The organism is Acinetobacter sp. OYA S30, from assembly GCF_033599315.1.
Taxonomy (GTDB): domain Bacteria; phylum Pseudomonadota; class Gammaproteobacteria; order Pseudomonadales; family Moraxellaceae; genus Acinetobacter; species Acinetobacter baumannii.
In genome coordinates, this window is the sequence record NZ_JAWVAV010000005.1 from 37,737 (window position 1) to 62,841 (window position 25,105).

Consider the following 25,105-nt stretch of genomic DNA (forward strand, 5'->3'; position numbering starts at 1 on the left):
TTTATGACGAGATAAAGAGTAGTACCAAAAATTATAAAGGAGTAGAGTTTTTATCTTGGGGATAAATATCTACAACAGTTTTTTCATGTCTTACATTTGCAGCTGCTTCTGCTGCCGCCAATTGAGCACTTTGAATTTGTTCTTTTCTCAAATGATCAATATCTTTGCGGAGACGTTTAATTTCCCAGCTTTTTTGGAAAACTCGGAAAACTTGTACACCTAATAAAAGCCCAACCACAATTCCAAGCGCTAAGGTAAGCAACAATAATAAACCTAAACGCATTGCAGGAACTTGAGTAAATAATAAATCAACAGGAAGTTCTGTTGGGTTCTGCAAAACAAGTGCTAAAGAATAGCCAAATACAATAATGAGTAATGCAATTAGAATATAACGCATAGGCACCCCACTTATGAGTTTTATTTATTTTCCAGATTCATTCACTGCATCACGGAGTGCTTTACCTGGTTTAAAATGTGGAACAGCCTTCGCTGCAACATCTACTGACTTACCTGTTTTAGGGTTACGACCAACTCTAGGTTCACGGTGGTGTAATGCAAAGCTACCAAAACCACGGATTTCAATACGATTGTCAGACGAAAGAGCTTCGATCATTTGGTCAATCATAATCTTAACCGCTTCTTCCACCAATGGTTCAGCCAAGTGTGGATTTTTTAGCGCAATGCGTTCAATCAAATCAGACTTATTAAGAGCTTCAGTAGTCATCTACGACCTCGTTATTTATTACTACTCTAAGTCGTTTGATAATAACCTGTTTAAATACAAAACGGTAGCGCAGTATGTTGAATACTACGCTACCGTTTACAGTAATTTGTATAAAAAGTACAATTTCGTTACATGAAACTGTACTTTGTTAACTTATTACTTCATTTGTGCTTTGATCAAGTCACCAATAGTCTTAGGACCATTGTCTTGAGAAGCTGATGCTGTACGCAAGTTAGCAACTGCTTCTTTCTCTTCAGCTTCGTCTTTCGCTTTGATAGACAAGTTGATAGAACGAGATTTACGGTCAACGTTGATGATTTTCGCTTCAACTTCTTGACCAACTTCTAAGAATTTAGTTGCATCTTCAACGCGGTCACGGTTGATTTCAGAAGCTTTAAGAGTAGCTTCTACTTCGTCAGCTAACTTAACAGTTGCACCACGAGCATCAACTGCAGTTACAGTACCTTTAACTAAAGCACCACGTTCGTTAGCAGCTAAGAAATCATTGAACGGATCGCTATTCAATTGCTTGATACCAAGGCTGATACGGTTACCTTCAGCGTCTACAGACAAGATAACTGCTTCAACAGTGTCACCTTTCTTGTAACGACGGATAGCTTCTTCGCCTTGTTCGTTCCAAGAAATATCAGACAAGTGAACTAGACCGTCAATACCGCCATTTAAACCAATGAAGATACCAAAGTCAGTGATAGATTTGATTGTACCTGAAACTTTTTCGCCTTTCTCATGAGACTTAGCAAACTCTTCCCATGGGTTAGCACGAGTTTGTTTGATACCAAGGCTGATACGACGACGTTCTTCGTCAACTTCAAGAACCATAACATCAACTTCGTCACCGATCTGAACAACTTTAGATGGGTGGATGTTTTTGTTAGTGTGGTCCATTTCAGAAACGTGTACTAAACCTTCAACGCCTTCAGCGATTTCAGCGAAACAACCGTAGTCAGTTAAGTTAGTAACACGTGCTTTAACGATAGAACCTTTAGGGTAACGGCTCATGATCGCTAACCATGGATCTTCGCCTAATTGTTTAAGGCCTAAAGATACGCGGTTACGTTCACGGTCAAACTTAAGTACTTTAACAGTAACTTCTTGACCAACTTCAACAACTTCTGAAGGGTGCTTGATACGCTTCCAAGCCATATCTGTGATATGAAGAAGACCATCAATACCGCCAAGATCAACGAATGCACCGTAATCAGTAAGGTTTTTGATAGTACCTGTAACTGTTTGACCTTCTTCAAGTTGAGCAAGTAATGCTTCACGGTCAGCAGAAGATTCAGCTTCCATAACAGCACGACGAGATACAACAACGTTGTTACGTTTAGCATCAAGCTTGATTACTTTAAACTCTAACTCTTTACCTTCAAGGTGAGTTGTGTCACGGATAGGACGAGTGTCAACTAATGAGCCTGGTAAGAACGCACGAACAGGACCGATGTCAACAGTGAAACCGCCTTTAACTTTACCAGAGATAACACCAGTAACGATTTCGCCATCTTCAAAGATTTTTTCAAGTTTAGTCCAAGTTTCAGCACGTTTAGCTTTTTCACGTGATAAAACTGTTTGACCCATACCGTTGTCAAGAGCTTCAACAACTACGTCAACAGTATCGCCAACCTGAACTTCAAGTTCACGTTGTTCATTTAAAAATTCAGCACGGTCAACAATGCCTTCAGATTTAAGGCCAGTGTCAACAGTAACCCAGTCACTATCGATGTTTACAACAACACCTTGGATGACTGCACCCTTTTCAACGTTGAGGTTTAATTCACTTTCTTCAAAGAGGGCTGCAAAAGATTCGGTCATGATATACCTGATAAAGTCAGCGGTCTTGGATCAGACAAGGCCGGTTTAGTTAAGTATCAACATAGTCTTTATAGACTGATCAAGCTATGCGTCAACTGATAATCTTAGTTGCTAACAGTACGGCTATTGACGTAATCAACCATCAACTTAAATACTTGATCGATCGTTAATTCCGAACTATCAATAATATAAGCGTCTGCGGCTGGCTTGAGAGGAGCTACTTCTCGTTCCATGTCTCTTTTGTCACGCGCTTGTATATTAGCTAAAATGTCGTTTATTTTAGCATCTAGCCCCATACCCTGCAACTGTTTTACTCTTCGCTCAGCACGCGACTCAGCTGAAGCAGTCAAATAAATTTTAGCATTAGCTTCCGGGAAAATTGATGTTGCCATATCTCGGCCATCTGCAACTAATCCCGGAGTTTGTGCAAATGCTCTTTGGCGCTCAAAGAGTGCTTGTCTGAGCTCTGGTATTGCTGCAACTTTAGATGCGTATTCTCCAACACGCTCTGTACGGATAGTTTGGGTTACATCTTCCCCATCGAGGAAAACTAATGTTCCCTCTGCCGAGGTTTCAAACTTAATATTAAGCTGACGAGCATAGTTAACACACTCATCTAAATGGCTATCTAATTTTTCCAATAAATCATGTTTATGTAATGACAACCCTAACAAACGATATAAGGCACCCGAATCAAGTAAATGAAATTGATAATACGCAGCAAGTTTCGCCGCTAATGTTCCTTTACCCGAACCACTCGGACCATCAATAGTAATAATTTGAACTGTCATTGAACTCTCACGAAGAAGCAAATGCTTTAGCTAATCTCGAAAAGCCTAGTGTAATCGCTAGTTTTAGCTGTGCAAGAATTAATTTACTTACAACAGGAGCTTTTGCGGTTAATTCGATACGATACGTAACCAAAGTAATATAAGGAGTAATTTCTGAGAACTCGATTCGACCTAAATGGTGTTTCACTAGAGGATTATCAATCAGTTTATATTCAATACGTTTGTTTTCTTCGAGATGCGTGATTTCTTCTTTAAGTGGTTTAATCACGCCAAACCCCATACGACGAACAGAACCCACTCCATCAGGCCTTTCAGGATCTGCCGAATCTTTAACACGCACAACTTGTAGTGGAGCAAACGCAGTGTTGTAAGCTGCATGTTTAGAAAGCAGATTAAAGACGTCACTAAGAGGAGCATTAAATTCTTTTTGTATAGTAATTACATTACGCATGAAAGTTCCTTATTTAAATAAATCATGTCAATGAAACGGCGTTAGTGTGCCATAACCTCATGACATTTTTTAATCATTTAAGGACGTTTTTTGTTGTTTCTCTTGTTTCTTTTGTTCACGTCTTTGCTTAAAAAAAAGACTTAACTGTTGAGCACATTTTTCATGTAAACATCCATGCTCAAAAGTAAATTTATGGTTGTAATAACCATTTTCTAATAATTGACGTGCACTCACGAGTGAGCCAGCTTTAGGTTCTGTTGTTCCAAATACGACATGTTTAATTCTTGCATGTACTAATGCTCCCACACACATTGTGCACGGCTCAAGCGTAACGTACAAAGTCGCATCTTCAGGTAAACGATAATTTTTCAATGACTCACAAGCCGCACGAATAGCTTGAATTTCTGCATGAGCCGTAGGATCAGATAAACCAATTGGAGCATTAAAACCAGCTCCAATTAACTTGTTTTGACTCACGATTACAGCTCCTACAGGAATTTCTCCCTGCTTGGCTGCTAATTCAGCTTGCTCGTAAGCAAGCTGCATCCAATACTCATCACTAAATTTAGACATTATTGATTATGACACTACGCCATATTGTCTAAGTAATGCATTCCAGCTATCAATCGTCGTGATCGGTGGATCATCGGCCAAAATACCTCGTAATGTAAGGTCTTCACATGCTTTCCATTCTGGCGATAAATCTTTATCGACTAAACGAGCACGTACGCCTTCCACAAAGTCAGGATGGCGAATTTTCCATTCAGAGATTTGCGCTTCTAAATCAAAAACTTCATCCCAAGAATGAACTTGTTTACCCCATTGCCATAACAACCAAGTAATTGCTGCCGTACTAGGCGAGCCCTTTTGTAAGTTTTCACTCGCTTGACGCAACCAGTCACTGCTTGCATCTCGCAAGCTGACGATCGCTTGATAGTCTTGTTCAAAGCTTGAACCACGGCAAACACTATGTATAACGTCTAACGAATTTTGTAATGGCCCTGCTGCAACCGGTCGATGTAAACTATTTAAAGTATCATCGATTGCACGGAAATCACCTGCCGGATAGTGAGCCCAATTAATATTGAGTACTTTCTGTAGAACATTATCACGTTGTGCTTCACAAATATGCGTCGCCCAACCAATGCTATATGCCCCAGCAGCCGTCATAATAGAACCTGTCAAACCAGTAAATAAACCAATTTGCCCACGGTCAGCAAGGAAACGGCTTGCTCCAACATCAGGGTATAAACCAATATTAATTTCAGGCATAGCCAAACGTGAATATGGTGTAACCAAACGGAAAGGTGCAGCCATAAACAAGCCTAAACCACCACCCATTACATAGCCTTCACCCCAAACAACAACCGGTTTAGCATAGTTATGTAACAATAAATCCAAAGCATATTCTTGCTGGAAAAATTTATTTGCGGTTTCTACTTCCTGATTAATTACCAGCTGACGTAATTTGCGTACATCTCCACCCGCACAAAATGCTTTTGGTGTAGTCGAGTCCAACCAAATTGCTTTTACTTGCTCATCATCACGGAAGTCTTCAAATACTCGTAATAGAGCCGTTACGATTGATTCATCTAAAGCGTGTAATGATTTAGGTCGATTCAAACGTACAATACGCCAACCATTTTTCGCTTCTTCAACTACCAAATCCGGATGATAGCTATTTACATTGGGAGAGTTCATCATGCGTCCAATTGCCAGTCTATGGGCTCAATGCCATGTTGTTTCAAATATTGATTTGTTTTGGAAAACACTTTACAACCAAAGAAACCACCACGATTAGCCGCAAGTGGCGATGGATGTGCAGCAGTTAAAACCAAGTGTTTTTCTCTATTTATACGTTGTCCTTTACGTTGTGCATAAGCACCCCATAAAATAAAAACAATGTGTTCACGTTGTTCATTTAAAACATCAATTACTGCGTCAGTAAACTCTTCCCAACCTTGTTTTTGATGTGATGTGGGTTGCCCTGCTTCTACAGTAAGTACACTGTTTAATAAAAGTACGCCTTGCTCAGCCCATTTGGTTAAATCACCATGACGAGAAACCGGCACACCCAAATCTGTATGTAGTTCATGAAAAATATTACGTAAAGATGGTGGTAATGCAACCCCTCTTTGAACCGAGAAACTTAAGCCATTTGCCTGATTTGGACCATGATATGGATCTTGCCCTAATATAACGACTTTCACATGATCTAACGGCGTAATATTTAAAGCATTAAATATTTGTTTACTTGGTGGATATATGGTTTTTTGAGCCTGTTTTTGTTGAAACAAAAAGTCTCTTAAACTATCCATATAAGGACTCAGTAAAAATGGAGTTAATGATCTTTTCCAGCTTTCTTCTAATTGAACTTTACTGAGTTTGTCTTGCTGTTGCTCAGTTAATTGCATTAATGTCATCCTAGATCAATTTTCATTTCTACAAACAAAAGGAAGTTAACTTACACTTCTACTTGTAAGTTAACATGCGGATTATGAAACTTAATCCCTTGTTTTAAATTTTCATACATATCTGGATCAGCCCATTCGGATTGGACTTGTTCTGAAAAAATAATTCCCTCAAGGTTTAACAGCCCCATTTGTTCATTTTGAATATCCTCAAGAAAACTTTGGGCATAACCTGTATCGGTTTCATGAACAATCACTGAATAGACTTCAACATCACCTTCCCCATTTTGGGTAACAGTAGATTGTAATACTTGCTGAGCTAAATAGAAGAAGATTCGAGAAAATTGCTCAGCAGATGGCGAAACTGGTAAAGAGATCCAACGCGCGCTAAAAGTCTTACAAGCATCAATATATTGTGGATCATCTTTTTCCCAGAAACAAATCGCATGATCAAAGCTATCGAAAAGGTCCTTAATTACGCCTTTTAACAGCCCAAAATCATATACCATTTGTCCATGATCTAATTTCGAAGCTTTAAGTAATAACTCGACTTTATAACTATGCCCATGAATAGATCGCTTACAACGATCCGATGTACAGTTACGTACAACGTGTGCATTTTCAAACTTAAATAACTTACGAATTAACATGTGCCAAATCGATCATTCCTTCTAAGAACATTATTATAAAGCAAAAGATAAAAACTTCGCACCACTTTTCAAATAGAAACAATTAGCAAAAAGTATGATAAGAGATGTGAAGAAATTTTGAAGATATTGATTTTTACTTTAAATACTGCCTATACAGAAGTATGACCTCATCCCTTTTATTAATAAGTTTCAAGTATTACAGACTCAGAAAAAATATCAATAAATTTATTTAGTTAAATGGAGCCATGCTTCTTGAATAAACATATACTTGCTTATCTTTTCTCATTAAAGCACTAGTAAACTGTCGCTTCCTATTATTTAGAACAACTTCAATCTGAGCTTGAAAGAAGCTGGATTTAACATCAATAAGGCTATTTACTTGATTTTTCTTTTGACTATCAACCGCTGAAAAAGCATTCAATTGCCATAATTCATCTACATTTTGGAAGAACTTTAAATTTTGTTGGCGTGTCTGTAATTCTCTTTCGATAGCTCCTATATCTAATTTTTCATCCATACTTGCTAAAACCAATGGCGAAGCAGTATTAATATTTAACTTCGAATTTTCTGGTAAAGCAGAAATATATGGAGCAATTAGATCAAATTTTTTTCCATCAAAGCCTCTCACTAGCTTTAACTCTTCAATACGATGGAATTTAGTATTCGCAGCCATGTAACCTGGATCCAAACCTTCATAATAACTACTTTCTGCCCCCATTGGCCCAGTTGGCTCATCATTTGGATCTTGCCAATCAATCACAGCTTGGCTTAATTCGGCTGGTAATCCCACACGTACCAATAAGCGTTCAAACCAACTTTTAGCATCTTCATTTACAATGCCTTCCCCGTTAGTTAGATTATTTAAATTAAATTTACCAGACTCATCAAGCAAACGACCAGATACTGAACCCTCTTCAATAGAAAACGGCGGCATAGGTTGTGCCCATGTCTCTTTTAAATGATCTACTCCACCTGCATTATTTGCATCTTGAATTAATAATTCTGAAAAAAAGGCTTCTGCACTTTTTGCATAAAGCAAAGATTGATTTTGGCGCATTAAGTAGGCTGTATTTTCCATAGTATTATTTTGATGCTTGGCAATAGAAGCCGCTAAAATTGTAGCCAAGGCAACCATAATAAGTATTGTCAGTAAAGCGACACCCTGTTGGTGTTTGTAACTAACGGCCATTATGAATTACCTTCCTGCGAAAGCGATAAGTCACCCTGATTTAAGCTATAAATCCACTCATAATTTACACCAGCGACTGTAAGTTGGATTTTTATCCCTTTCGGTAATTTTTTTAACTCATTAGGTTTCGTTGGATCAATATTAACCTCGGGCCATTTTATGACTTCTTGCGGAGTCAAAACCATAATCTGATATTGGTCGACTTGACTTAACAAAGTACTCGATAAAGGTTGCTCTCTGTTCGAAGTATTTAAATTTGTATATTTAAGACGATATAGTTTTTTTTGATCTGCATCATAACGATATTCAATTCGTTCAAATGGTGATAAGCCTTGTTTTAAAGGATCTGTTACCCCAGCTTTACTAAAACGTAAAATTTGATTATCGATTTCTAAAGCTGGATGAATTTGCCCACCTTGGTTTGCGGATAAAGGGATAATCTGCAAAGTATCACGAAGAATTTGTTGATAAGCATCTTGTAATTCAAATAAATGCACTTCATGTTCGGCATTACGATCACGAACTTTGAGCAAGTAATCGAAAATTTTCCACCCCAATAAAGATAAAACCGCAAAGATAGCGATCGCGACTAACAATTCAACCAAAGTAAATCCTGAGGCGCGAGCTAATCGAGCACTGCTCGATCGTGCTGCAAGGCGAGAAGCAATGCTTCGGATGTGAATATATTTATTTTTTATCATTATTTTGCTTTCACTGAATAATTAAAAAAGACCATATGAGTAATGCCATTTTGTACTTTTCCCTTATCCGGATCATACAAACTCACTTGTAAATCAATTTTTTGAACATTCGGGCTAATAGTAGATTGAGCTGACTTATCAATTTGCCAAGTTTCACCTTGGGAAGTTACTTGCTTACTTTGGGTTCCTTGCAACCATTCTTGATTAATCTCCATCATAGCAACTTCATTCATTGCTACAAACTGAGCTTTGGTTCGCAAAATTGCATTTGAAGTGGACTGCGTGTACTGCATTGCCACTTTAGTTAAAGCGACAGCTGCGACTGCAAAGATTGCCAAAGCAACCATAACTTCTAAGAGGGTAAAGCCTTTAGATTTCATTTATTTTACCCAAGTGATCTATTTGTATTTCTGAACCAATCGGTTTTTGTTCTAAATAAAATTGTATTTTAACGGTTTTAGCTTCTCCATTGCCAAACCAGATAAGTTGAGGCGTTTGTCCTCCAATCAAATCTGTATTTTTAGCTTTAGAATAATTCTGGTCATCCAAGGGTTGTACTGAAAAAGAAACATGGGCAGGAAGTTGCCGTGTTTTAAACTCAGTATATTTCTGCCAACGGTTTTTTATATCTTGTACTTGTAAGATGCTTTGATCGTGATATTCATAAAGTTCATAAGAAAATGGTGAGACATCTGTCTCACCATGAGTTTCTAAAGCCAATACACGTGATTGATCGAGCGATTCTTTATTAATTTTCTGTAAATCGAGTAAAAATAACTCTCTCGCCTGCATTGCTTTTTTTTGGTCGACGCCACCTATATTCAATACAACCAGAGAAGTCATAATTGTCATAATCACAATGACTACCATCACTTCTATGAGGGTAAAGCCTTTTTGTTGTTGAAATGGTAGATTCGATTTCATATCGACCTATTAAGCGTACTGCTCAACTGCTTGTTTGGGTAAGGCTAATGCCTGGTCAATGTATGCTACTCGCAAAGTATCTCTTGAACCCAAATAACGTTGATAAAAGCTTGAATTCAGAATTGCAGCAGCTCCATGAGTGAGTGACCAGATTGAAGCCAAGTAATCTCGTGTAGTCATATGACTCTGGATTGACTCTAAATAGTGATCAGTCATACGAATAATAATACGTAAGCGTTGCTTTCTCACTTGGTAGAGTTCATTAAAAAGATGGTGCACACCTTGGGCAGTAATTGAAAGCTTTTCTTCAATTTGGTGAAACAGCACTGTTCTTTCCGGATGGTGCAAATGATGCAACATAAAGAAAGCTAAATGTTCTGGAAAAGCCTTTTCAGTATCTTGAACCATTTCCAGTAACATGCGCTCATTACGAATAATTAATAGCATGTACAATTCGTCTTTACTTTGAAAGTGCTTGTACAAAGTACCTTTTGCCAAATCAAGCTCAGCAGCCAGCACATCAAGTGTCATTCCGGCTTCGCCATTTTCTAACAACAACTGTTCCGCAACTTGAAATATTAATGCTTCTCTTGCTCGGAACTGAGCTTGACGGTCCATCTTCACGCAATTACTCTCTTTATATAGTTTCTATAAGTTAAATCGCTTTAAGTAAATTTTCAAAATTCTGCGAGGTGATTCTTGCAATTTCCTCAACCGGCTTATCATATACCTCACTTAGTGCTTTCGCTACATAAGGTACATATTTTGGTTCATTCGTTTTACCACGATATGGTACGGGAGCCAAATAAGGGCTATCTGTCTCAATCAAAAGCCGATCTAAAGGAACTTGCTTGGCTACATCTCGTAGATCTTGAGCATTTTTAAATGAAACAATTCCTGAAAAGGAAATATAGTAACCACAGTCCAATACAGCTTTTGCTGTTTCCCAGTCCTCAGTAAAACAGTGCAAAATACCATGTGTAGATTGTTCAGCTCGAATAATATCCACCGTATCATGTTTTGCTGAACGTGTATGAACAACTACTGGTTTTTTAACATTTTTAGAGGCTTGAATATGACGAGCAAAACAATCTTTTTGCTCGTTAATAAAGTCAGTGCTGTGGTAATAGTCTAAACCTGTTTCACCTAAAGCCCACACCTTTTCTGATTGAGCCAATTCAGTCAAATACTCAGTCGTTGCTCGAGCCATAGTATCAACATCCTCACACGGATGTACGCCTACCGTATACCCCACATCTTCATGACGCTTTGCGATTTCAGCTAAAGCAATATGATCATCAAGGTCAACTGAAATTGCCATAAACTTAGAAACACCCTCTGCTCGCGCAGCAGCAAGTGCGAGATCTAAATCACCGTTATAAGGCGTTAAATCTAACATTGTTAAATGGCAATGGGTATCAACAAACACTGTTCTTTCCTATCTGCTTACATGGTATAACTTGGGCGATCTAAAGACATACTACCAGCTAAAATCCGCTCGGCTTCAGCTTTATAGTAAATTCCTTTATCACCACTCAATTGAATTGCGAAACCTTGCGGTTTAAATCCACTTTGCTTATGTGAAATCCAAACTACTTTACCAGTTAAAGGAATTTTTTGTGATTGTTCTGGTAACGTAGCTAAAATAAAAATTTCTTGGCCCATCTTCACTTTTTGCTTCGATGGCACAAATAAGCCCCCACCTTGCACATACCCCATATAGCTTGCTTGTAAGGTTGCTCTATCAGGAATATTGACCTGAATAATTCCACCCATTTGTGGTTGCATTATAGTTCCCCTTAAACATTCATTAGTTTTATAAAAATTTGATCTGTGATGAGTTGTGTTTGTACATTTTGTTCAACCAATCTTTTAGATTGCTGTAATTCCTCATAAAGACTGAATAAGCTTTCTAAATTATAGTTTTGTGCCAATTGATCAAATTGTAAATCAATATTTTTCTGTGGTTGGTTCAGCTTGACACAAATTAAATCCCCCAACAAGTATTCAACAAGCATCATAAAATCACTAAAGTTGAGTTCTTTTTGCCATTTAGCCGAATAAAATAAAGGCATATTTTTTTGATTTACAACTTTAGTCCAGTCTTCTAAAAAAGACTGTCTTTTAGCAAACCAATCACTAGTCGCAATTTCAACTGCTTGCAAAGGCATATCATTAGAAAGGCCTAGCAATAATTCAGGTGGTACAGATGCTGTTTCCGCTAAATGTTCATTTAGATAAGATGTGGCTTCTGTATATGAAATACGGTCTAAAGCAAAATGCTGTAAGCGACTTCGAATGGTTGCCGGTAATTTCAAATAATGATCGGCCAACAAGATTAAAACGACGCGTTCACCTGGCTCTTCTAAGGTTTTTAGTAGCGCATTTGATGACGCAAGATTTAAAGCTTCAGCTGGCTCAATAACAACAACACGCCATCCCTCACCAGTTTGTTGTACAAATGGCAATAAATCTCGAATTTTTTCTATTTTAATTTTTACATTCTGTTTTTTATTTTCTTCATCTGTCGTGATATGAACATAGTTTGGATGCGTATCTGATTTTAACCATTGACAGCTACTACATTCACCACAAGCACCTTGAGGTTGTTTATTTAAACAAAGTACCCACGCTAAGAAATGCTTAGCAAAAGCATGTTTACCACAACCTTGTTTACCATAAAATAATAAGCCATGCCCAATATTAGGAAAACGTGTTGTTAACGTTTCCCACATTGTCTGTTGCCACGGATAAACCTTAGAAGTCACATTCTGATTCATTAAATTAACGCTTACTCAAAAGACTCAACAGGCATATTATTTAAACGATCAAGATCTGCTTGAGTGTCAACTCCTGGTGGTAAATTCGCTTCTGCTACAGCAATAGCAATACGGTGTCCATTTTCTAAAACACGCAATTGCTCAAGACTCTCGAGCTTTTCAAGTTTACCCATTTCCCATGTAACATATTCTTGTAATAAGCTCACACGATAAGCATATAAACCTAAATGACGAAATGCTTGGCTATGTAAAGTTGGTTCAGCTTGTTTAGCACTATCTCGATCATAAGGAATAGTTGCACGACTAAAATATAATGCTTCATTTTGTTTAGACATGACTACTTTTACGATACTATCACGCTGAAATTCATCCAACGCATGAATAGGCTCACATAATGTAGACATTGAACAGTTTGGCTTATCAACCAAAAGCTTTGCAACTTGCTGAACAAGCTGGGCTGGCAGTAATGGCTCATCGCCTTGTACATTTACAATAATGTCATCAGCATCCCATCCTTTAATACGAGCAACTTCACTTAAACGATCTGTTCCTGATGGATGGTCTGCACTTGTTAAAACAACATCAACGCCCTCTGCACGACATATTTCAGCGATACGTTCATCGTCCGTTGCTACACATAGGTCATCGAAACCTTCAACTTTTTTTGCTTGATCCACCACTCGTAAAATCATAGGACGATCATGAATAAGTAACAATGGCTTACCTGGCAAACGCGAACTTGAGAAGCGTGCTGGAATGATGATATGTTTCATTTTTTCTTCCTAAGATATTTGAATATCAAGCTTTTGCAATTGTTGATTTAAAACCTGATAGCACTCTGTAGACAAAACAGCTTTAACTGGCACGACCCAAATAGGTCGTTTAAATTCTGGATGCTTTTCAAGTAATGGTAACAACTTAACTGCATCTTTTTCAGTTGTAATGATAGGTTGGTCATCATTAAATAGAAGGTCATCAATACTGTAATCATGATGATCACGAAAAGCATGCTCTTGAAATTGTTTCACCCCTAAACCTTTAAGTGTTTGGTAAAAGCGCTGAGGAAAACCAATACCGACTACTGCATGGTAATTATTTTGAATATTGAATGATAATTCAGTTGCCGAAGAAGGATTCAATAAGTAAGGCTGGCCTGCATCAAGATGCATATGCAATGTAGTTGTTGGTGTGAAAGTATGCTCAATTACCGTACTAGTTTTTAAACGTTCCACAGGTTCACGTAAATATCCCTCTGGTAATAACTTTCTATTTCCAAGGCCACGATTTTGATCAAGTACGATCCATTCTATTTGGCGACCTAATGCCCAATGTTGCAACCCATCATCACTAATAATTAAATCTAGTTTAGTCGATGCTAATAGTAACTCGATTGCTACTTGTCTATTGGGTCCTACTGCCATAGGTACGCCAGTTGACTGTACAATCAAAGCAGGTTCATCTCCTGCTTCAGCTGCTTGACTGGCCGATGTTACCAACATAGGAAAAGGGCCAGCTCCACCATAGCCTCTACTAATTACCCCTACCTTTACATTATGCTGCTTTAGATAATTGACCAGCTCTATTAATAATGGAGTTTTTCCACTTCCCCCCACCGTAATATTGCCAATTACCATGACCGGCACAGGTGCGGTATAAACTTTTTTAAAGCCTGAACTATAAAAACCACGATTTAGTAAAAACCCAGCACGATACAAGCAAGACAAAGGACGTAAAACAATCAACCAACTTGATTGCTTATTCCATGCATTTTGGATCAGCTGGGCTAAAGACATACTTAATGGTCCTCAAAATTACGCTGATGTAATTGATAATAAGCACCGTGCTTAGCAAGTAATTCTTGATGAGTACCTTGTTCAACAATTTGTCCGCGGTCCATCACAACAATACGATCCGCATTTTCAATGGTTGATAGACGGTGAGCAATCACAATCGTTGTACGATCTTGCATAGCTTCATCAAATGCTTGTTGAATAAAGTGTTCAGATTCATTATCAAGCGCACTTGTCGCCTCATCCAAAATGAGAATTGGGGCATTTTTCAAAATTGCACGAGCAATTGCAATACGTTGACGTTGACCACCCGATAAATTTAGACCTTGAGCACCCAAAACAGTATCGTAGCCATTTGGTAAGTTCATAATAAAGTCGTGGGCATAAGCAGCCTTTGCTGCAGCTATTACGTCTTCATCACTTGCATTATGTAACTGACCATAAGCAATGTTTTCACGTACAGTTCGGTTAAACAAAACAACTTGCTGATTTACCATTGCAATTTGTGTACGCAAACTTGAAAGCTCAATATCACGTATTGGCAAATCATCTAAATAAATTTGACCACTTGAGACTTCTTGGAAACGTACCAACATGTTCACTAAAGAAGTTTTACCAGCACCAGAGCGCCCTACCAATGCAACAGTTTCGCCTGGACGAATATCTAAAGAAAAGTCTTTAATCGCTTGCGTACCGTCAGCATAGTTAAGTACAACATGGTCAAAACGGATTGCACCTTGCAACTGCGGTTTAAGTTCACCACTATTTTGCTCTTCAGGTAAATCTAATAATTCAAAAACTGAGTGTGCAGCTGCTAAACCCCGCTGTAACTTTTCATTCACATCTGTCAAGTTTTTAACAGGCTTTGAAAGTAACCCTGCTGCCGTAATATATGCAACAAACTCACCAGCAGTTGTATTCCCTAAAATTTGTGGTCTTAATGCTAACCATACAATTAGAGCCATTGCACAAGCCATTACCACTTGAACAACAGGACTATTTAGGTTTTGCACAATCACCATTTTTAAACCACGTTTTAAGTTTTCTTCCGATGACTTATAGAAACGCTCTTGTTCTGACTCTTCACCAGCGAAACTTTTAACAACTGCATTACCATTAATACTTTCTTGCACTACATGGTTAACATCACCCATAGTGTCCTGAACTTGCATCGAAAGCTTGCGCATTCTTTTTGAAGCTTTACGCACCAAAATCCCAATTACAGGTAAGAACACCATAATACAAATTGTTAAACGCCAATTGGTATAGAACAAATAACCTAACAACCCCAACGTAATCATACCATCTCGAACAATGGTTTTTAATGATTCAGATGAAGCAGCTGTAAGTTGCTCGACGTTATACATAATTTTGGCAGTAATATGTCCCGAAGAGTTATCGAGATAATATTGAGCCGGTAACCTTAGAAGTTTTGCATAAACTTCTTGGCGAATACTAAAAACCAAACTACGCGAGATTACAGCCGTATAGTACCCCCCCATAAATAGGCCAAGGCCACGGAAGAATACCAATAAAATGATTAATAAAGGGAACCAATCTAGATCCGCTCTACTCGCATTTTGAATTGCATCAATAATAAATTTAATGAGCTTAGCAACAGAAACCTCCGTTGCTGAGTTCATACCGAACCCGATAAGAACTAATAAGGCCACGCCCCAATAAGGTTTTAAATAGGATAGGAGACGCAAATAAACCTTAAAATCTTGATTCACTCAGAAAAACCTCTAGAAGGAACTTTGGTACTAATATTGATGTTAACAAAACCGAGTTGTCCTGCTACATCCATAACACGAATAACATCCTGATGGGATGCTTTTGCATCAGCAGCAATGATAAACATAAAGTCACGTCGCTCTTGAGCAATCTGCTTAATTGCAGTGCTCAAATCAGCCACATCTTTGCTAGATAGCGCCTGACCATTCACGGCGTAATGTCCGCTAGAGTCTACCACGACTTCAATTTTATGATCGTACTGTTTTGGTGGAACACCTTGTGCATCTGGTAAAGTTAAATTGATGCGACTTGGCTGATTAAAAGTGGTAGATAACAATAAAAACACTAGAATGAACAATAAACAGTCAATCATAGGTGTTAGATTGATATGAATGTCTTCAACCTGAGAACGTTTAAACTTCATATTGCGATCTACCCATCAACCAACGCGGCGATGTTCTTGCATGACTGAAGAACGTTTGTAAAACAATGAGGCATGAAATAGCGTAGATTGTTGCTCTAACTCAGCAATATAATCTTGCACTACTCTTTGAAAATATCGATAGGAAATAAGTGCAGGAATTGCAATGAGCATACCAACTGCTGTTGTGATCAAAGCCTTGGAAATACCGGGAATCATTAAACTAGGACTACCTGCCGAACCAAAATCAATAACCAAAAAAGACTCAATAATTCCCACAACTGTTCCAAGCAGCCCTAGTAGAGGCGCTATAGCACTTAAGGTCCCTAAGAAGTTAATATTTTTTTCTAAATAAGAAATTTCTTGAGAAGCCATGGCTTCCATTTGTGCTCGAGCAAATTGTTCGCCATGTTCCTGATGCTCAAAACCAGCTTTTAGAATATTGCCCAATGCCGTGCTTTGCGCATTATTATCCTGTTCCAAATTTGTTATGACAACAGAAATATCTGCACTGCCATCATTCATTAGTACTTTAGGTAAAACTTGTGAACGTCTTAAACGTACAAAACGCTCAATACTAATTGCGACGGTTAAAATTGAACACAAAATTAAAGGCAGCATTAACCAGCCGCCCGCTTTCACAAGTTCCCACATATTTTCTTCCCCAAGAATATAAATTAGAAATATATGACCTAACTTAGAATTAATCTGGTAAACAAATATTCAAAATACCATCTAACTCATCGAGTGAATGATAGTGAATAACAAGCTTACCTTTACCTTTCTGGTTATGATCAATTTTAACATTGGCACCAAAACGTTCTGATAATTTCTGAGTTAGTTGCTCAATGTCTGGTGCAACAGGAACTTTTTCCTTTTCCTGTTTAGGCTCGTTCCAATCGCGCACTAACTGCTCAGTCTGACGAACAGATAATCCTTTCTCAATTACAATTTTTGCAACTTCAAGTTGTTCTTTGCCCTTTAAAGTTAAGATGGCACGAGCATGCCCCATATCAAGCTGGCCTTGCTGCATAAACTCCTTAATATCATCAGCCAAGCTCAACAGACGTAATAAATTACTTACCGTTGTTCTTGCTTTACCGACTGTATCAGCAATTTCTTGATGGCTTAAACCGAATTCATCATGGAATCGTTGTAGCGCCAACGCTTGATCTATCGGGTTTAAATCTTGACGTTGAATATTTTCAATAAGTGCTAAAGCAATAGCAACCTGATCATTTAAATCACGAACAATTGCAGGGATTTCCGTTAAGCCAGCAATTTGAGCTGCGCGCCAACGACGCTCACCTGCAATAATTTCGTAAGGATGAGCTTCATCATCTACAGGACGAATAACAATTGGCTGCATTACCCCATGTTTTTCAATAGAGGATGCCAACTCTTGCAAATCATGCTCATGGATAAAACGACGTGGTTGATATTCACCTCGTTTCAACAACTTCACGTCAATTTGTTTTAACTGACCATGATCAAGCGCTTGAGCTTCTAGTTGTAATTTTTCTTTTTGAATTGAACCAAGTAATGCATCTAAACCACGACCTTTCGCCAATCCGCGTTTTTTGATGCTCATACTTTACTTCCTTTCTTCACTTTACTTTTCTTTAACATCTCAGCCGCAAGATTTAAGTATGCAACTGCACCTTTCGAACTTTTTTCAAAATAAATCACTGGCAAACCATGCGCTGGAGCTTCAGCCAAACGAACATTACGTGGAATCACAGTGTCGTAGAGTTTCTTACCAAAATATTGTTCCAACTCAGCAGATACATCGCGAGTTAAGGCATTACGCGCATCATACATGGTGCGTAAAACACCAATAATTTCCAAATCTGGATTTAACGCTTTTTGAATACGATCGATCGTTTGAGTTAAATCTGCCAAACCTTCTAATGCATAGTACTCGCATTGCATTGGAATGATTACACCATCTACTGCAGCTAAAGCATTCACGGTAATTAAACTTAAGCTAGGCGCGCAATCAACAATAATGTAATCGAATGAGTCCCGGATTTCATTCAAAGCATTCTTTAAAATGAACTCACGACCTTCTTGCTCTGCAATGGCAAGCTCGACACCAGAAAGTTCACGGTTTGAACCCAAAACTTTATATCCAACCTCAGCTTTTTGAATTGCCGTTTCGATTGACACTTCACCTAATAACACATCCGTAATTGAGTAAAGTAGATCATTCTTTTGAATACCAGACCCCATCGTAGCATTACCTTGCGAATCTATATCGACAAGTAGCACACGTTTTTTCAATACAGCTAGTGACGCTGCAAGATTTACTGCAGTCGTTGTTTTACCAACACCACCCTTTTGGTTTGCAATCGCAATAATTTGAGCCATGGTAACCCTAATACTTTTTATTTAAATTCGTTGAAGTAAAAGTAAATGACGTTGTTCATCAAGTCTCGGTACATGCAGTTCAATCACTTTACATGAAAATTCCTGCTTAAGCTCTTCCATTTCTTCAACTGGAATCAGTCCTTTCATCGCGGCAATTATACTCTGCTCATGTAAATATGGACGCGCAGCCTCAACAAAATCTGTTAATGATGCAAATGCACGACTTGTTATTACATCAAATTGGCCAAGTTCATCAATTGTATCTTGATTTTCAACACGCGTTTGCACAGCTATTACGTTTTTAAGCTTAAGGTCAGCAATAAACTGTTTCAAAAAACGAATTTTCTTACCATTTGAATCAAGCAATACACAAGAGCGTTCTGGCTGACATAAAGCAATGATCATGCCTGGCATGCCACCACCTGTACCAACATCAAGCAAACGACCTGCTGGCAAATCTTTCAAAATACTTAGGCTATCCAACAAATGCTTCACTAACATTTCTTTCGGATCACGAATCGCTGTTAGATTATAAGCTTTGTTCCAAAGTACCAAAGCATCTTGATACTTCAACAATAATGTCAAAGCTTCATCGCTAAGCGATAAACCTAATTTTTGACTACCCTGTTGTAACTCTTGAAAAAACGGATGCATAAACAGATAACATCTAAGTAAAATTTAAAACAAAGTATACCCATTTATGCATCGTGGAACACTAGTTAACGATTAGCGATTACGCAGTTAATCGTAGAAGCCTTCACGAATTTGCAAATCTAGCTCCATTAAACGCTCAGGTGTTCCCACATCTACCCATGCACCTTTAAGCTTTTCACCAGATATTTTTTGATTGTGCATGGCTTGCTTCAACAATGGGGCTAACGGACGTTTACCAGCTTCCAATCCATCAAAAAGCTTAGGATGGATAACAGATACACCACTAAAAGTGAGGTTCTCGCCCTTCACATCTTGATCGAATGTAAAAGCGCGTCCATTTAATAATGTAAAGTCGCCTTCAGGATGCTGTTTAGGATTATCAACTAATACAAGATGCGCCAAATCATCATTTAACTTAATATGGCGTAGAGCTTCAAAATCCATTGTAGTCCATACATCTCCATTCACCAGAATGAAAGGATCGGTTCCAAGCAGTGGCAAAGCATTAATAATTCCACCAGCGGTTTCCAGCCCTTCTTCTTCTCGTGTCCAACGGATCTCCACACCAAATTGAGAACCATCTCCCAAGCTACTGATGAGTTTGTCGGCTAACCACGCAGAATTGATGACTATTTCGGTCACACCAATTTTCTTAAGTTTTTCAATATGCCACACAATAAGTGGCTTACCACCTACCTCAAGCAGAGGCTTTGGTGTATATAGCGTGAGTGGACGCATACGATTGCCCAAGCCAGCAGCTAAAATCATTGCTTTCATTATGCTGCAACCTCATAAGGGCCATATTTTTCAATAAATTTAGGCATTACTGAACTGTGAATAAACGCCATGAAGTCATCAAGCTCATGATAGCCACGGCTCTCTTCAAGTAAATACCACATGACTCGTGGTAAATCCTTCAAATAACCAGACTTACCATCTCGCTCGAACAAACGGACAAAGATACCTAAAATTTTGATATGGCGTTGAATTGCCATTAAATCAGCATCACGTTTAAATTGGTCAAAGCTTCGGTTTTGTTTAGCAGATGCTGGTAAAAGCTCATAGAACACTTTAAACCATTGATAAACACGCTCAGCATTCCACTGCACGTATGCATCACGTGTAATCGAGATTAAATCATATGTATCAGCACCAATAACCGCGTCTTGGAAATCGATTACTCCCAATTCTTCTTCATTAGCAATTTTCATTAAATTACGGCTATGAAAGTCACGATGTACAATAACTTGCGGTTGAGCTAATGCGGCCTGAGCCAAGAAATCAAATGCATCATCAATAGTTTTCTTTTGATCAGCTGTTGGATGGATATCGAGTGACGGTAACATCCAATCTGTTAACAACTGCATTTCCGATAAAAGCTTTTCATAAGAATAAGCCGGGAAATGTTCAGCGCCATTAATCGATTGCAAATGAATAAGCTGTTTAAAGCTCTGTTCATAATATTGATCAACTGTTTCATCGTTTAACAATGTAGACAGCAGCACATCACCAAAGTCTTCTAACAATAAAAAACCTTGATTTAAATCTTTTGCAACAATCTGAGGTACCCGAACCCCATGCCCTGCAAAAAACTCGTCAATGGTCACAAACGGAACACAGTCTTCTTTTTCAGGAGGCGCATCCATAAGCATATACGTTTTATTTTGTAACTGGATGCGAGCATAACGTCGAAAGCTTGCATCCCCTGCTAAATAAGCGATCTGAAATTGATCATTTTCAAGAACAGATGTAAGCCATGTATGTATCAATTGTTCACGTTGTGTATTCATTTGCAATAAAATCTAAAACAAGCTGAGATTTTTGAAGGGTTAAGTGTAGCCACTTATAAACTTTTTCTCTATGATGCGACAATAATTAATTGTGAATTAGCATACTTGGTTAATGAGACAATGAAGCATCAGTTTAAATTTAATCCTTTAGCGACCGCTATTTTTACGCTCTTATGTAGTGGCTCCATACAATCAAGTTATGCTGAGTCAGCTGGTGTTGTCTCCAACATAGACAATAATCAACTTAAGGCGAGTATTAAGGAAGCCTATCCAGGGCAGGAATTCTTTCAACAATATTATGTTGATAAATCTGCTCCTGAGGCGCAATTGCGCAATAATAAATATTTGAGTTCAGCATTCTGCCAAGGAACTTGGATTACACCAATTAATCCTGAAACTAAAGCGTTAGATGCAGATAAGGCTACTTCAGTTGTAACGGCTGATTATGGGCACTACAACCCTGCCGGCGACTCTGTGTTGGAAGGAAACGTGGTGATAGATCAGGAAGGCCGTACAGTTCGTGCCGATAAAGTCACCATCGATAAAACTCAAACATTTGCACATGCACAAGGCCGAGTACAGTTAGCTCAAGGCGGCTTACTCTCTCAAAGTGATGAAATTGATTACAATCTAAAGACTCAAACCGGAAATTTAGATAATAGTTTTTATATTTCTGAACAACAACATGCCCATGGTCATGCTGGGAAGATCGAGAGAACCTCTCCGAATGTAATGGTTCTCAATGATGCGACTTACACAACCTGTCCGCCAGGCCAGAAACCAGGTTGGAAAATTCAAGCCAACAAAATTGAGTTGAACCAAGAAACTGGGCGCGGTGTTACGCGCGGAACAAAACTATATGTAAAAGATGTTCCAGTTCTAGCAGTTCCCTACTTTAACTTCCCGATCGATGACCGCCGTACTACAGGTATCCTCAACCCACAATTTGGTTTCTCAAACGATGGTGGTATTGAACTTTCGGTTCCTGTTTATTTAAACCTTGCGCCTAATTACGATGCAACAATTACGCCACGTTACTTAGCAGATCGTGGGGCAATGTTACAAGGTGAATTCCGATATTTGACGGATGGGTTTGGTGCCGGACAGATTTGGGGCGGCATTTTGCCATCTGATAAAGAATATGATGATAAAGACCGTAAAGATTTCCATTTTTTACATAATTGGGATATCAACGACCAATGGTCTACCAACCTTGAATATAACTACGCATCAGATAAAGACTACTTCTCTGATTTAGATAGTAGCCCTATCTCTAAAACAGATCTTAACTTACGTAGAGCTTGGGAACTTAACTATCAACATGGTATTCCGGGTTTAAAAGCACAGCTTAAAGTCGAAGATTTCCAGACCCTTGATCCTCAAGTTAAAGATGCAGACAAACCATATGCACGTTTGCCGCAATTTTTATTAAATTATGTCACAGGTAATCCATTAGGCTTACAATACGAATTCAATAACGATACTGCATACTTTAAGAAATCAATTAACGATAATTCTGCACAAGAAAGTAGCGGTACGCGTATTTATAACCAGTTTGCAACACGTTATAACTATCGAACACCAGCAGCTTTTGTAATTCCTGAGGTTTCGGTACGTTCTATTCAAACCTTCTATGACAAAGACAGTATCGCCTCTCGAGGTTTAGATGGTGGTTCTGAAAACAAATCAGTCGTTGTGCCACAATTTACATTAGACACTGGACTGAATTTTGAACGTGAGGGCAAATATTTACAAACACTTACACCACGCGCCTTCTATGCCTATGCGCCATACAAAAATCAAGATGGCTACCCTAACTTTGACTCAACCACTGCGTCAATTAGTTACGATCAGTTATTTAACCCTTACCGCTTCTATGGTCATGACCGCCTTGAAGACAATAACTTTTTATCGTTAGGTGTAAGTTATAGTCTTTTTGACACAGTAGGTTTAGAGCGTTTACGTGCAAGTGTGGGACAAAGCTATTATTTTGAAGATCGCCGCGTCACTTTAAAACAAGGCCAAGATGAATTCGACACCGAGCGTAAAACTGGCCCTGTTATAAGCTTATCAAGCCAACTTAATCAAAACTTTACCATTGCTGCCAACTCGGCCTGGATGTCAAATGGCGATAATGCTCAACGTGACTTCCAAGTTTACTATACAGGTGATAAAGGAAATCTATATAACTTAGGCTATTTCTATCGTAAAGATATTCCTGGTCGCCAAGATACATACGACCAAGTTGTTGCATCGTTTATACAACCAATTAAAGACAATTGGCGTATTATGGGCCACGTACAATATGACATGGACAATGATGTTGCCCGTGAACTCTTGCTAGGAGTTAATTATGAGTCATGTTGCTGGGGTATTTCTGTCTATGGCCGTTCATACTATAACGATCTAGATGATCCGAAAACTTCAGATGTTAGTGAAAAGCGCGCGATCATGGCCGAAATTACACTTAAAGGTTTAGGTGGTTTAAACAATAAACTCGCGTCTTTACTTGAAAATCGCGTTTTAGGTTTTAACAAAATTAATCAATCTTGGACACAACGTTAATGAAGACAAAACATCTTAAACAGTTTTTTAAAGCAACAACCCTTGCTGTATTAATATCTTCATCAATGCATAGTTTTGCCCAACCTACTGATGAAGTTGTGGCAATTGTGGACAATAGCGTAATTTTAAAAAGTGACCTTGAACAAGGAATGGCTGAAGCAGCTCACGAATTGCAAGCACAAAAAAAAGAAGTTCCACCTCAACAATACTTACAATTTCAAGTATTAGACCAACTCATCTTACGTCAAGCACAACTTGAACAAGTTAAAAAATATGGCATCAAACCTGATGAGAAAAGTCTAAATGAGGCTGTACTTAAAGTTGCAAGTCAATCGGGTAGCAAAAGCCTAGAAGCCTTTCAACAAAAATTAGATGCGATTGCACCTGGAACTTATGAAAACTTACGTAGCCGTATTGCTGAAGATTTAGCAATTAATCGTCTGCGTCAACAGCAAGTTATGTCTCGCATTAAAATCAGTGATCAAGATGTAGATAACTTCTTGAAGTCACCACAAGGGCAAGCTGCTTTAGGTAATCAAGCTCATGTGATTCATATGCGAATTTCCGGAGATAACCCTCAAGAAGTTCAAAATGTAGCAAAAGAAGTTCGTTCACAACTTGCTCAAAACAATGATTTAAACGCTCTTAAAAAACTTTCAACTGCAACTGTAAAAGTTGAAGGTGCAGATATGGGATTCCGTCCTCTTTCTGATATACCAGCTGAACTTGCTGCTCGTATTACTCCACTGCAAGACGGTCAAACAACTGACTTAATTTCTGTACGCGATGGTGTACATGTTCTAAAACTTTTAGAACGTAAGCAAAATGAACAGAAAGCATTAGTACCACAATATCAAACACGCCATATTCTTATTCAACCTTCCGAAGTGGTAAGCCCTGAAAATGCGAAACAAATTATTGATAGCATTTACAAGCGATTAAAAGCGGGTGAAGATTTCGCTACTCTTGCTGCAACTTATTCAAACGATACAGGTTCAGCACGTGATGGCGGCAGTCTAGGTTGGGTTACGCCAGGTATGATGGTTCCTGAGTTTGATAAAAAAATGCAGGAAATTCCTGTAGGTGAAATTAGTGAACCTTTCCAAACTCAATTCGGCTGGCATATCTTACAAGTGACAGACAAACGCGAAAAAGATATGACACATGAATATCAAGAGCGTATGGCACGTCAAATTTTAGGTGAGCGTCAATTTAACACTGAAATTGATAGCTGGTTACGTGAAGTCCGTGCAAATGCTTATGTAGAAATTAAAGATCCAAGCCTCGACAAAAAGAACTTACAAAAATAAGTTAATCTTTTGTCGTTAAA

General features: G+C 38.4%; 29 protein-coding genes. 2 read left to right on the top strand and 27 right to left on the bottom strand.

Translation table 11 applies throughout. The features are described from left to right. Positions 1-31: 31 nt before the first annotated feature. From R5R67_RS03950 to R5R67_RS04080, 27 genes are all read right to left on the bottom strand, one after another. The gene (locus R5R67_RS03950) at positions 32-397 is read right to left on the bottom strand and encodes a lipopolysaccharide assembly protein LapA domain-containing protein (protein ID WP_001269278.1); all 366 of its coding nucleotides are present in this window, start codon (positions 395-397) and stop codon (positions 32-34) included. A 24-nt stretch (positions 398-421) separates the two neighbouring features. After that, entirely contained in the window at positions 422-724 is a 303-nt protein-coding gene (locus R5R67_RS03955) for an integration host factor subunit beta (RefSeq protein WP_000205997.1), read from the bottom strand. A gap of 156 nt (positions 725-880) precedes the next feature. Beyond that, positions 881-2,554 (bottom strand): 30S ribosomal protein S1, encoded by a 1,674-nt coding sequence (rpsA, locus tag R5R67_RS03960; protein ID WP_000140309.1) that lies wholly within the window; start codon positions 2,552-2,554, stop codon positions 881-883. Between the two features lie 104 nt (positions 2,555-2,658). Further along, positions 2,659-3,345 carry a (d)CMP kinase gene (cmk, locus tag R5R67_RS03965; RefSeq protein ID WP_000218018.1) on the bottom strand — a complete coding sequence of 229 codons (687 nt, stop codon included), beginning with the start codon at positions 3,343-3,345 and terminating at the stop codon, positions 2,659-2,661. A gap of 7 nt (positions 3,346-3,352) precedes the next feature. After that, positions 3,353-3,796, bottom strand: a complete 444-nt coding sequence (locus tag R5R67_RS03970) for an SRPBCC family protein (RefSeq protein WP_001246675.1) — start codon at positions 3,794-3,796, stop codon at positions 3,353-3,355. 69 nt (positions 3,797-3,865) lie between these two features. Continuing rightward, positions 3,866-4,369, bottom strand: coding sequence for a tRNA adenosine(34) deaminase TadA (tadA, locus tag R5R67_RS03975; protein WP_001997771.1), 504 nt, complete (start codon positions 4,367-4,369; stop codon positions 3,866-3,868). Between the two features lie 6 nt (positions 4,370-4,375). After that, positions 4,376-5,500 carry an enoyl-CoA hydratase/isomerase family protein gene (locus R5R67_RS03980; protein ID WP_001983908.1) on the bottom strand — a complete coding sequence of 375 codons (1,125 nt, stop codon included), beginning with the start codon at positions 5,498-5,500 and terminating at the stop codon, positions 4,376-4,378. Beyond that, entirely contained in the window at positions 5,497-6,210 is a 714-nt protein-coding gene (ung, locus tag R5R67_RS03985; protein ID WP_001177528.1) for a uracil-DNA glycosylase, read from the bottom strand. The genes R5R67_RS03980 and ung overlap by 4 nt, the downstream gene beginning before the upstream one ends. 50 nt (positions 6,211-6,260) lie before the next feature. Continuing rightward, complete coding sequence (locus R5R67_RS03990; RefSeq protein ID WP_000908452.1) at positions 6,261-6,857, bottom strand: 6-pyruvoyl trahydropterin synthase family protein; 597 nt, start codon at positions 6,855-6,857, stop codon at positions 6,261-6,263. Between the two features lie 229 nt (positions 6,858-7,086). After that, on the bottom strand, positions 7,087-8,046 hold the full coding sequence (gene gspK / locus R5R67_RS03995) for a type II secretion system minor pseudopilin GspK (protein ID WP_000301478.1): 960 nt from the start codon (positions 8,044-8,046) through the stop codon (positions 7,087-7,089). Then, on the bottom strand, positions 8,046-8,747 hold the full coding sequence (gspJ, locus tag R5R67_RS04000; protein WP_000594582.1) for a type II secretion system minor pseudopilin GspJ: 702 nt from the start codon (positions 8,745-8,747) through the stop codon (positions 8,046-8,048). The genes gspK and gspJ overlap by 1 nt, the downstream gene beginning before the upstream one ends. Beyond that, positions 8,747-9,127: a type II secretion system minor pseudopilin GspI gene (gene gspI, locus R5R67_RS04005; RefSeq protein ID WP_000836912.1), complete on the bottom strand. Its 381-nt coding sequence runs from the start codon at positions 9,125-9,127 to the stop codon at positions 8,747-8,749. The genes gspJ and gspI overlap by 1 nt, the downstream gene beginning before the upstream one ends. Further along, positions 9,117-9,671, bottom strand: coding sequence for a type II secretion system protein (locus R5R67_RS04010; RefSeq protein ID WP_000841368.1), 555 nt, complete (start codon positions 9,669-9,671; stop codon positions 9,117-9,119). Before R5R67_RS04010 ends, gspI begins: the two co-directional genes overlap by 11 nt. 9 nt (positions 9,672-9,680) lie before the next feature. Further along, positions 9,681-10,289, bottom strand: coding sequence for a TetR/AcrR family transcriptional regulator (locus R5R67_RS04015; protein WP_000375838.1), 609 nt, complete (start codon positions 10,287-10,289; stop codon positions 9,681-9,683). Positions 10,290-10,326: 37 nt separating this feature from the next. Then, a complete protein-coding gene (locus R5R67_RS04020; RefSeq protein WP_000497298.1) occupies positions 10,327-11,100 on the bottom strand; it encodes a TatD family hydrolase in 774 nt (257 codons plus the stop codon). A 17-nt stretch (positions 11,101-11,117) separates the two neighbouring features. Continuing rightward, positions 11,118-11,459 (bottom strand): PilZ domain-containing protein, encoded by a 342-nt coding sequence (locus R5R67_RS04025; RefSeq protein ID WP_001183024.1) that lies wholly within the window; start codon positions 11,457-11,459, stop codon positions 11,118-11,120. 11 nt (positions 11,460-11,470) lie between these two features. Then, on the bottom strand, positions 11,471-12,451 hold the full coding sequence (locus R5R67_RS04030; RefSeq protein WP_001075421.1) for a DNA polymerase III subunit delta': 981 nt from the start codon (positions 12,449-12,451) through the stop codon (positions 11,471-11,473). An 11-nt stretch (positions 12,452-12,462) separates the two neighbouring features. Next, complete coding sequence (gene kdsB / locus R5R67_RS04035) at positions 12,463-13,224, bottom strand: 3-deoxy-manno-octulosonate cytidylyltransferase (RefSeq protein ID WP_000680466.1); 762 nt, start codon at positions 13,222-13,224, stop codon at positions 12,463-12,465. 9 nt (positions 13,225-13,233) lie between these two features. Continuing rightward, positions 13,234-14,244 (bottom strand): tetraacyldisaccharide 4'-kinase, encoded by a 1,011-nt coding sequence (gene lpxK, locus R5R67_RS04040; protein ID WP_000050450.1) that lies wholly within the window; start codon positions 14,242-14,244, stop codon positions 13,234-13,236. A 2-nt stretch (positions 14,245-14,246) separates the two neighbouring features. Then, on the bottom strand, positions 14,247-15,974 hold the full coding sequence (gene msbA, locus R5R67_RS04045) for a lipid A export permease/ATP-binding protein MsbA (RefSeq protein WP_001070739.1): 1,728 nt from the start codon (positions 15,972-15,974) through the stop codon (positions 14,247-14,249). After that, a complete protein-coding gene (locus R5R67_RS04050) occupies positions 15,971-16,399 on the bottom strand; it encodes an ExbD/TolR family protein (protein ID WP_000669682.1) in 429 nt (142 codons plus the stop codon). The genes msbA and R5R67_RS04050 overlap by 4 nt, the downstream gene beginning before the upstream one ends. Before the next feature lie 15 nt (positions 16,400-16,414). Further along, positions 16,415-17,050 carry a MotA/TolQ/ExbB proton channel family protein gene (locus R5R67_RS04055; RefSeq protein ID WP_000264035.1) on the bottom strand — a complete coding sequence of 212 codons (636 nt, stop codon included), beginning with the start codon at positions 17,048-17,050 and terminating at the stop codon, positions 16,415-16,417. Between the two features lie 49 nt (positions 17,051-17,099). After that, positions 17,100-17,987, bottom strand: coding sequence for a ParB/RepB/Spo0J family partition protein (locus tag R5R67_RS04060; RefSeq protein WP_000023431.1), 888 nt, complete (start codon positions 17,985-17,987; stop codon positions 17,100-17,102). Further along, the gene (locus R5R67_RS04065) at positions 17,984-18,766 is read right to left on the bottom strand and encodes a ParA family protein (protein ID WP_000057215.1); all 783 of its coding nucleotides are present in this window, start codon (positions 18,764-18,766) and stop codon (positions 17,984-17,986) included. The genes R5R67_RS04060 and R5R67_RS04065 overlap by 4 nt, the downstream gene beginning before the upstream one ends. A 21-nt stretch (positions 18,767-18,787) precedes the next feature. Continuing rightward, the gene (gene rsmG, locus R5R67_RS04070) at positions 18,788-19,420 is read right to left on the bottom strand and encodes a 16S rRNA (guanine(527)-N(7))-methyltransferase RsmG (protein WP_000553193.1); all 633 of its coding nucleotides are present in this window, start codon (positions 19,418-19,420) and stop codon (positions 18,788-18,790) included. An 87-nt stretch (positions 19,421-19,507) separates the two neighbouring features. Further along, complete coding sequence (murU, locus tag R5R67_RS04075) at positions 19,508-20,197, bottom strand: N-acetylmuramate alpha-1-phosphate uridylyltransferase MurU (RefSeq protein WP_000646466.1); 690 nt, start codon at positions 20,195-20,197, stop codon at positions 19,508-19,510. Then, positions 20,197-21,210 carry an aminoglycoside phosphotransferase family protein gene (locus tag R5R67_RS04080; RefSeq protein WP_001096103.1) on the bottom strand — a complete coding sequence of 338 codons (1,014 nt, stop codon included), beginning with the start codon at positions 21,208-21,210 and terminating at the stop codon, positions 20,197-20,199. The genes murU and R5R67_RS04080 overlap by 1 nt, the downstream gene beginning before the upstream one ends. A 120-nt stretch (positions 21,211-21,330) precedes the next feature. Between R5R67_RS04080 and R5R67_RS04085 the strand changes: the two genes are divergently transcribed. Then, on the top strand, positions 21,331-23,775 hold the full coding sequence (locus tag R5R67_RS04085; RefSeq protein WP_000682627.1) for an LPS-assembly protein LptD: 2,445 nt from the start codon (positions 21,331-21,333) through the stop codon (positions 23,773-23,775). Continuing rightward, positions 23,775-25,085 (top strand): peptidylprolyl isomerase, encoded by a 1,311-nt coding sequence (locus R5R67_RS04090; protein ID WP_000850087.1) that lies wholly within the window; start codon positions 23,775-23,777, stop codon positions 25,083-25,085. The genes R5R67_RS04085 and R5R67_RS04090 overlap by 1 nt, the downstream gene beginning before the upstream one ends. Positions 25,086-25,105: the final 20 nt, after the last annotated feature.

What these genes read in the sequence shown, in the direction of transcription:
- lpxK (WP_000050450.1), bottom strand. Translation starts at nt 14,244, where the DNA reads ATGTCTTTAGCCCAGCTGATCCAAAATGCATGGAATAAGCAATCAAGT.
- R5R67_RS04030 (WP_001075421.1), bottom strand. Translation starts at nt 12,451, where the DNA reads ATGAATCAGAATGTGACTTCTAAGGTTTATCCGTGGCAACAGACAATG.
- murU (WP_000646466.1), bottom strand. Translation starts at nt 20,197, where the DNA reads ATGAAAGCAATGATTTTAGCTGCTGGCTTGGGCAATCGTATGCGTCCA.
- R5R67_RS04015 (WP_000375838.1), bottom strand. Translation starts at nt 10,289, where the DNA reads ATGGACCGTCAAGCTCAGTTCCGAGCAAGAGAAGCATTAATATTTCAA.
- R5R67_RS04090 (WP_000850087.1), top strand. Translation starts at nt 23,775, where the DNA reads ATGAAGACAAAACATCTTAAACAGTTTTTTAAAGCAACAACCCTTGCT.
- R5R67_RS03955 (WP_000205997.1), bottom strand. Translation starts at nt 724, where the DNA reads ATGACTACTGAAGCTCTTAATAAGTCTGATTTGATTGAACGCATTGCG.
- gspK (WP_000301478.1), bottom strand. Translation starts at nt 8,046, where the DNA reads ATGGCCGTTAGTTACAAACACCAACAGGGTGTCGCTTTACTGACAATA.
- gspJ (WP_000594582.1), bottom strand. Translation starts at nt 8,747, where the DNA reads ATGATAAAAAATAAATATATTCACATCCGAAGCATTGCTTCTCGCCTT.
- R5R67_RS04055 (WP_000264035.1), bottom strand. Translation starts at nt 17,050, where the DNA reads ATGTGGGAACTTGTGAAAGCGGGCGGCTGGTTAATGCTGCCTTTAATT.
- R5R67_RS04025 (WP_001183024.1), bottom strand. Translation starts at nt 11,459, where the DNA reads ATGCAACCACAAATGGGTGGAATTATTCAGGTCAATATTCCTGATAGA.
- R5R67_RS04085 (WP_000682627.1), top strand. Translation starts at nt 21,331, where the DNA reads ATGAAGCATCAGTTTAAATTTAATCCTTTAGCGACCGCTATTTTTACG.
- rpsA (WP_000140309.1), bottom strand. Translation starts at nt 2,554, where the DNA reads ATGACCGAATCTTTTGCAGCCCTCTTTGAAGAAAGTGAATTAAACCTC.
- R5R67_RS03970 (WP_001246675.1), bottom strand. Translation starts at nt 3,796, where the DNA reads ATGCGTAATGTAATTACTATACAAAAAGAATTTAATGCTCCTCTTAGT.
- R5R67_RS04010 (WP_000841368.1), bottom strand. Translation starts at nt 9,671, where the DNA reads ATGAAATCGAATCTACCATTTCAACAACAAAAAGGCTTTACCCTCATA.
- ung (WP_001177528.1), bottom strand. Translation starts at nt 6,210, where the DNA reads ATGCAATTAACTGAGCAACAGCAAGACAAACTCAGTAAAGTTCAATTA.
- R5R67_RS03950 (WP_001269278.1), bottom strand. Translation starts at nt 397, where the DNA reads ATGCGTTATATTCTAATTGCATTACTCATTATTGTATTTGGCTATTCT.
- R5R67_RS04065 (WP_000057215.1), bottom strand. Translation starts at nt 18,766, where the DNA reads ATGGCTCAAATTATTGCGATTGCAAACCAAAAGGGTGGTGTTGGTAAA.
- R5R67_RS04050 (WP_000669682.1), bottom strand. Translation starts at nt 16,399, where the DNA reads ATGAAGTTTAAACGTTCTCAGGTTGAAGACATTCATATCAATCTAACA.
- rsmG (WP_000553193.1), bottom strand. Translation starts at nt 19,420, where the DNA reads ATGCATCCGTTTTTTCAAGAGTTACAACAGGGTAGTCAAAAATTAGGT.
- gspI (WP_000836912.1), bottom strand. Translation starts at nt 9,127, where the DNA reads ATGAAATCTAAAGGCTTTACCCTCTTAGAAGTTATGGTTGCTTTGGCA.
- R5R67_RS04080 (WP_001096103.1), bottom strand. Translation starts at nt 21,210, where the DNA reads ATGAATACACAACGTGAACAATTGATACATACATGGCTTACATCTGTT.
- tadA (WP_001997771.1), bottom strand. Translation starts at nt 4,369, where the DNA reads ATGTCTAAATTTAGTGATGAGTATTGGATGCAGCTTGCTTACGAGCAA.
- R5R67_RS03990 (WP_000908452.1), bottom strand. Translation starts at nt 6,857, where the DNA reads ATGTTAATTCGTAAGTTATTTAAGTTTGAAAATGCACACGTTGTACGT.
- R5R67_RS03980 (WP_001983908.1), bottom strand. Translation starts at nt 5,500, where the DNA reads ATGATGAACTCTCCCAATGTAAATAGCTATCATCCGGATTTGGTAGTT.
- cmk (WP_000218018.1), bottom strand. Translation starts at nt 3,345, where the DNA reads ATGACAGTTCAAATTATTACTATTGATGGTCCGAGTGGTTCGGGTAAA.
- kdsB (WP_000680466.1), bottom strand. Translation starts at nt 13,224, where the DNA reads ATGAAACATATCATCATTCCAGCACGCTTCTCAAGTTCGCGTTTGCCA.
- R5R67_RS04060 (WP_000023431.1), bottom strand. Translation starts at nt 17,987, where the DNA reads ATGAGCATCAAAAAACGCGGATTGGCGAAAGGTCGTGGTTTAGATGCA.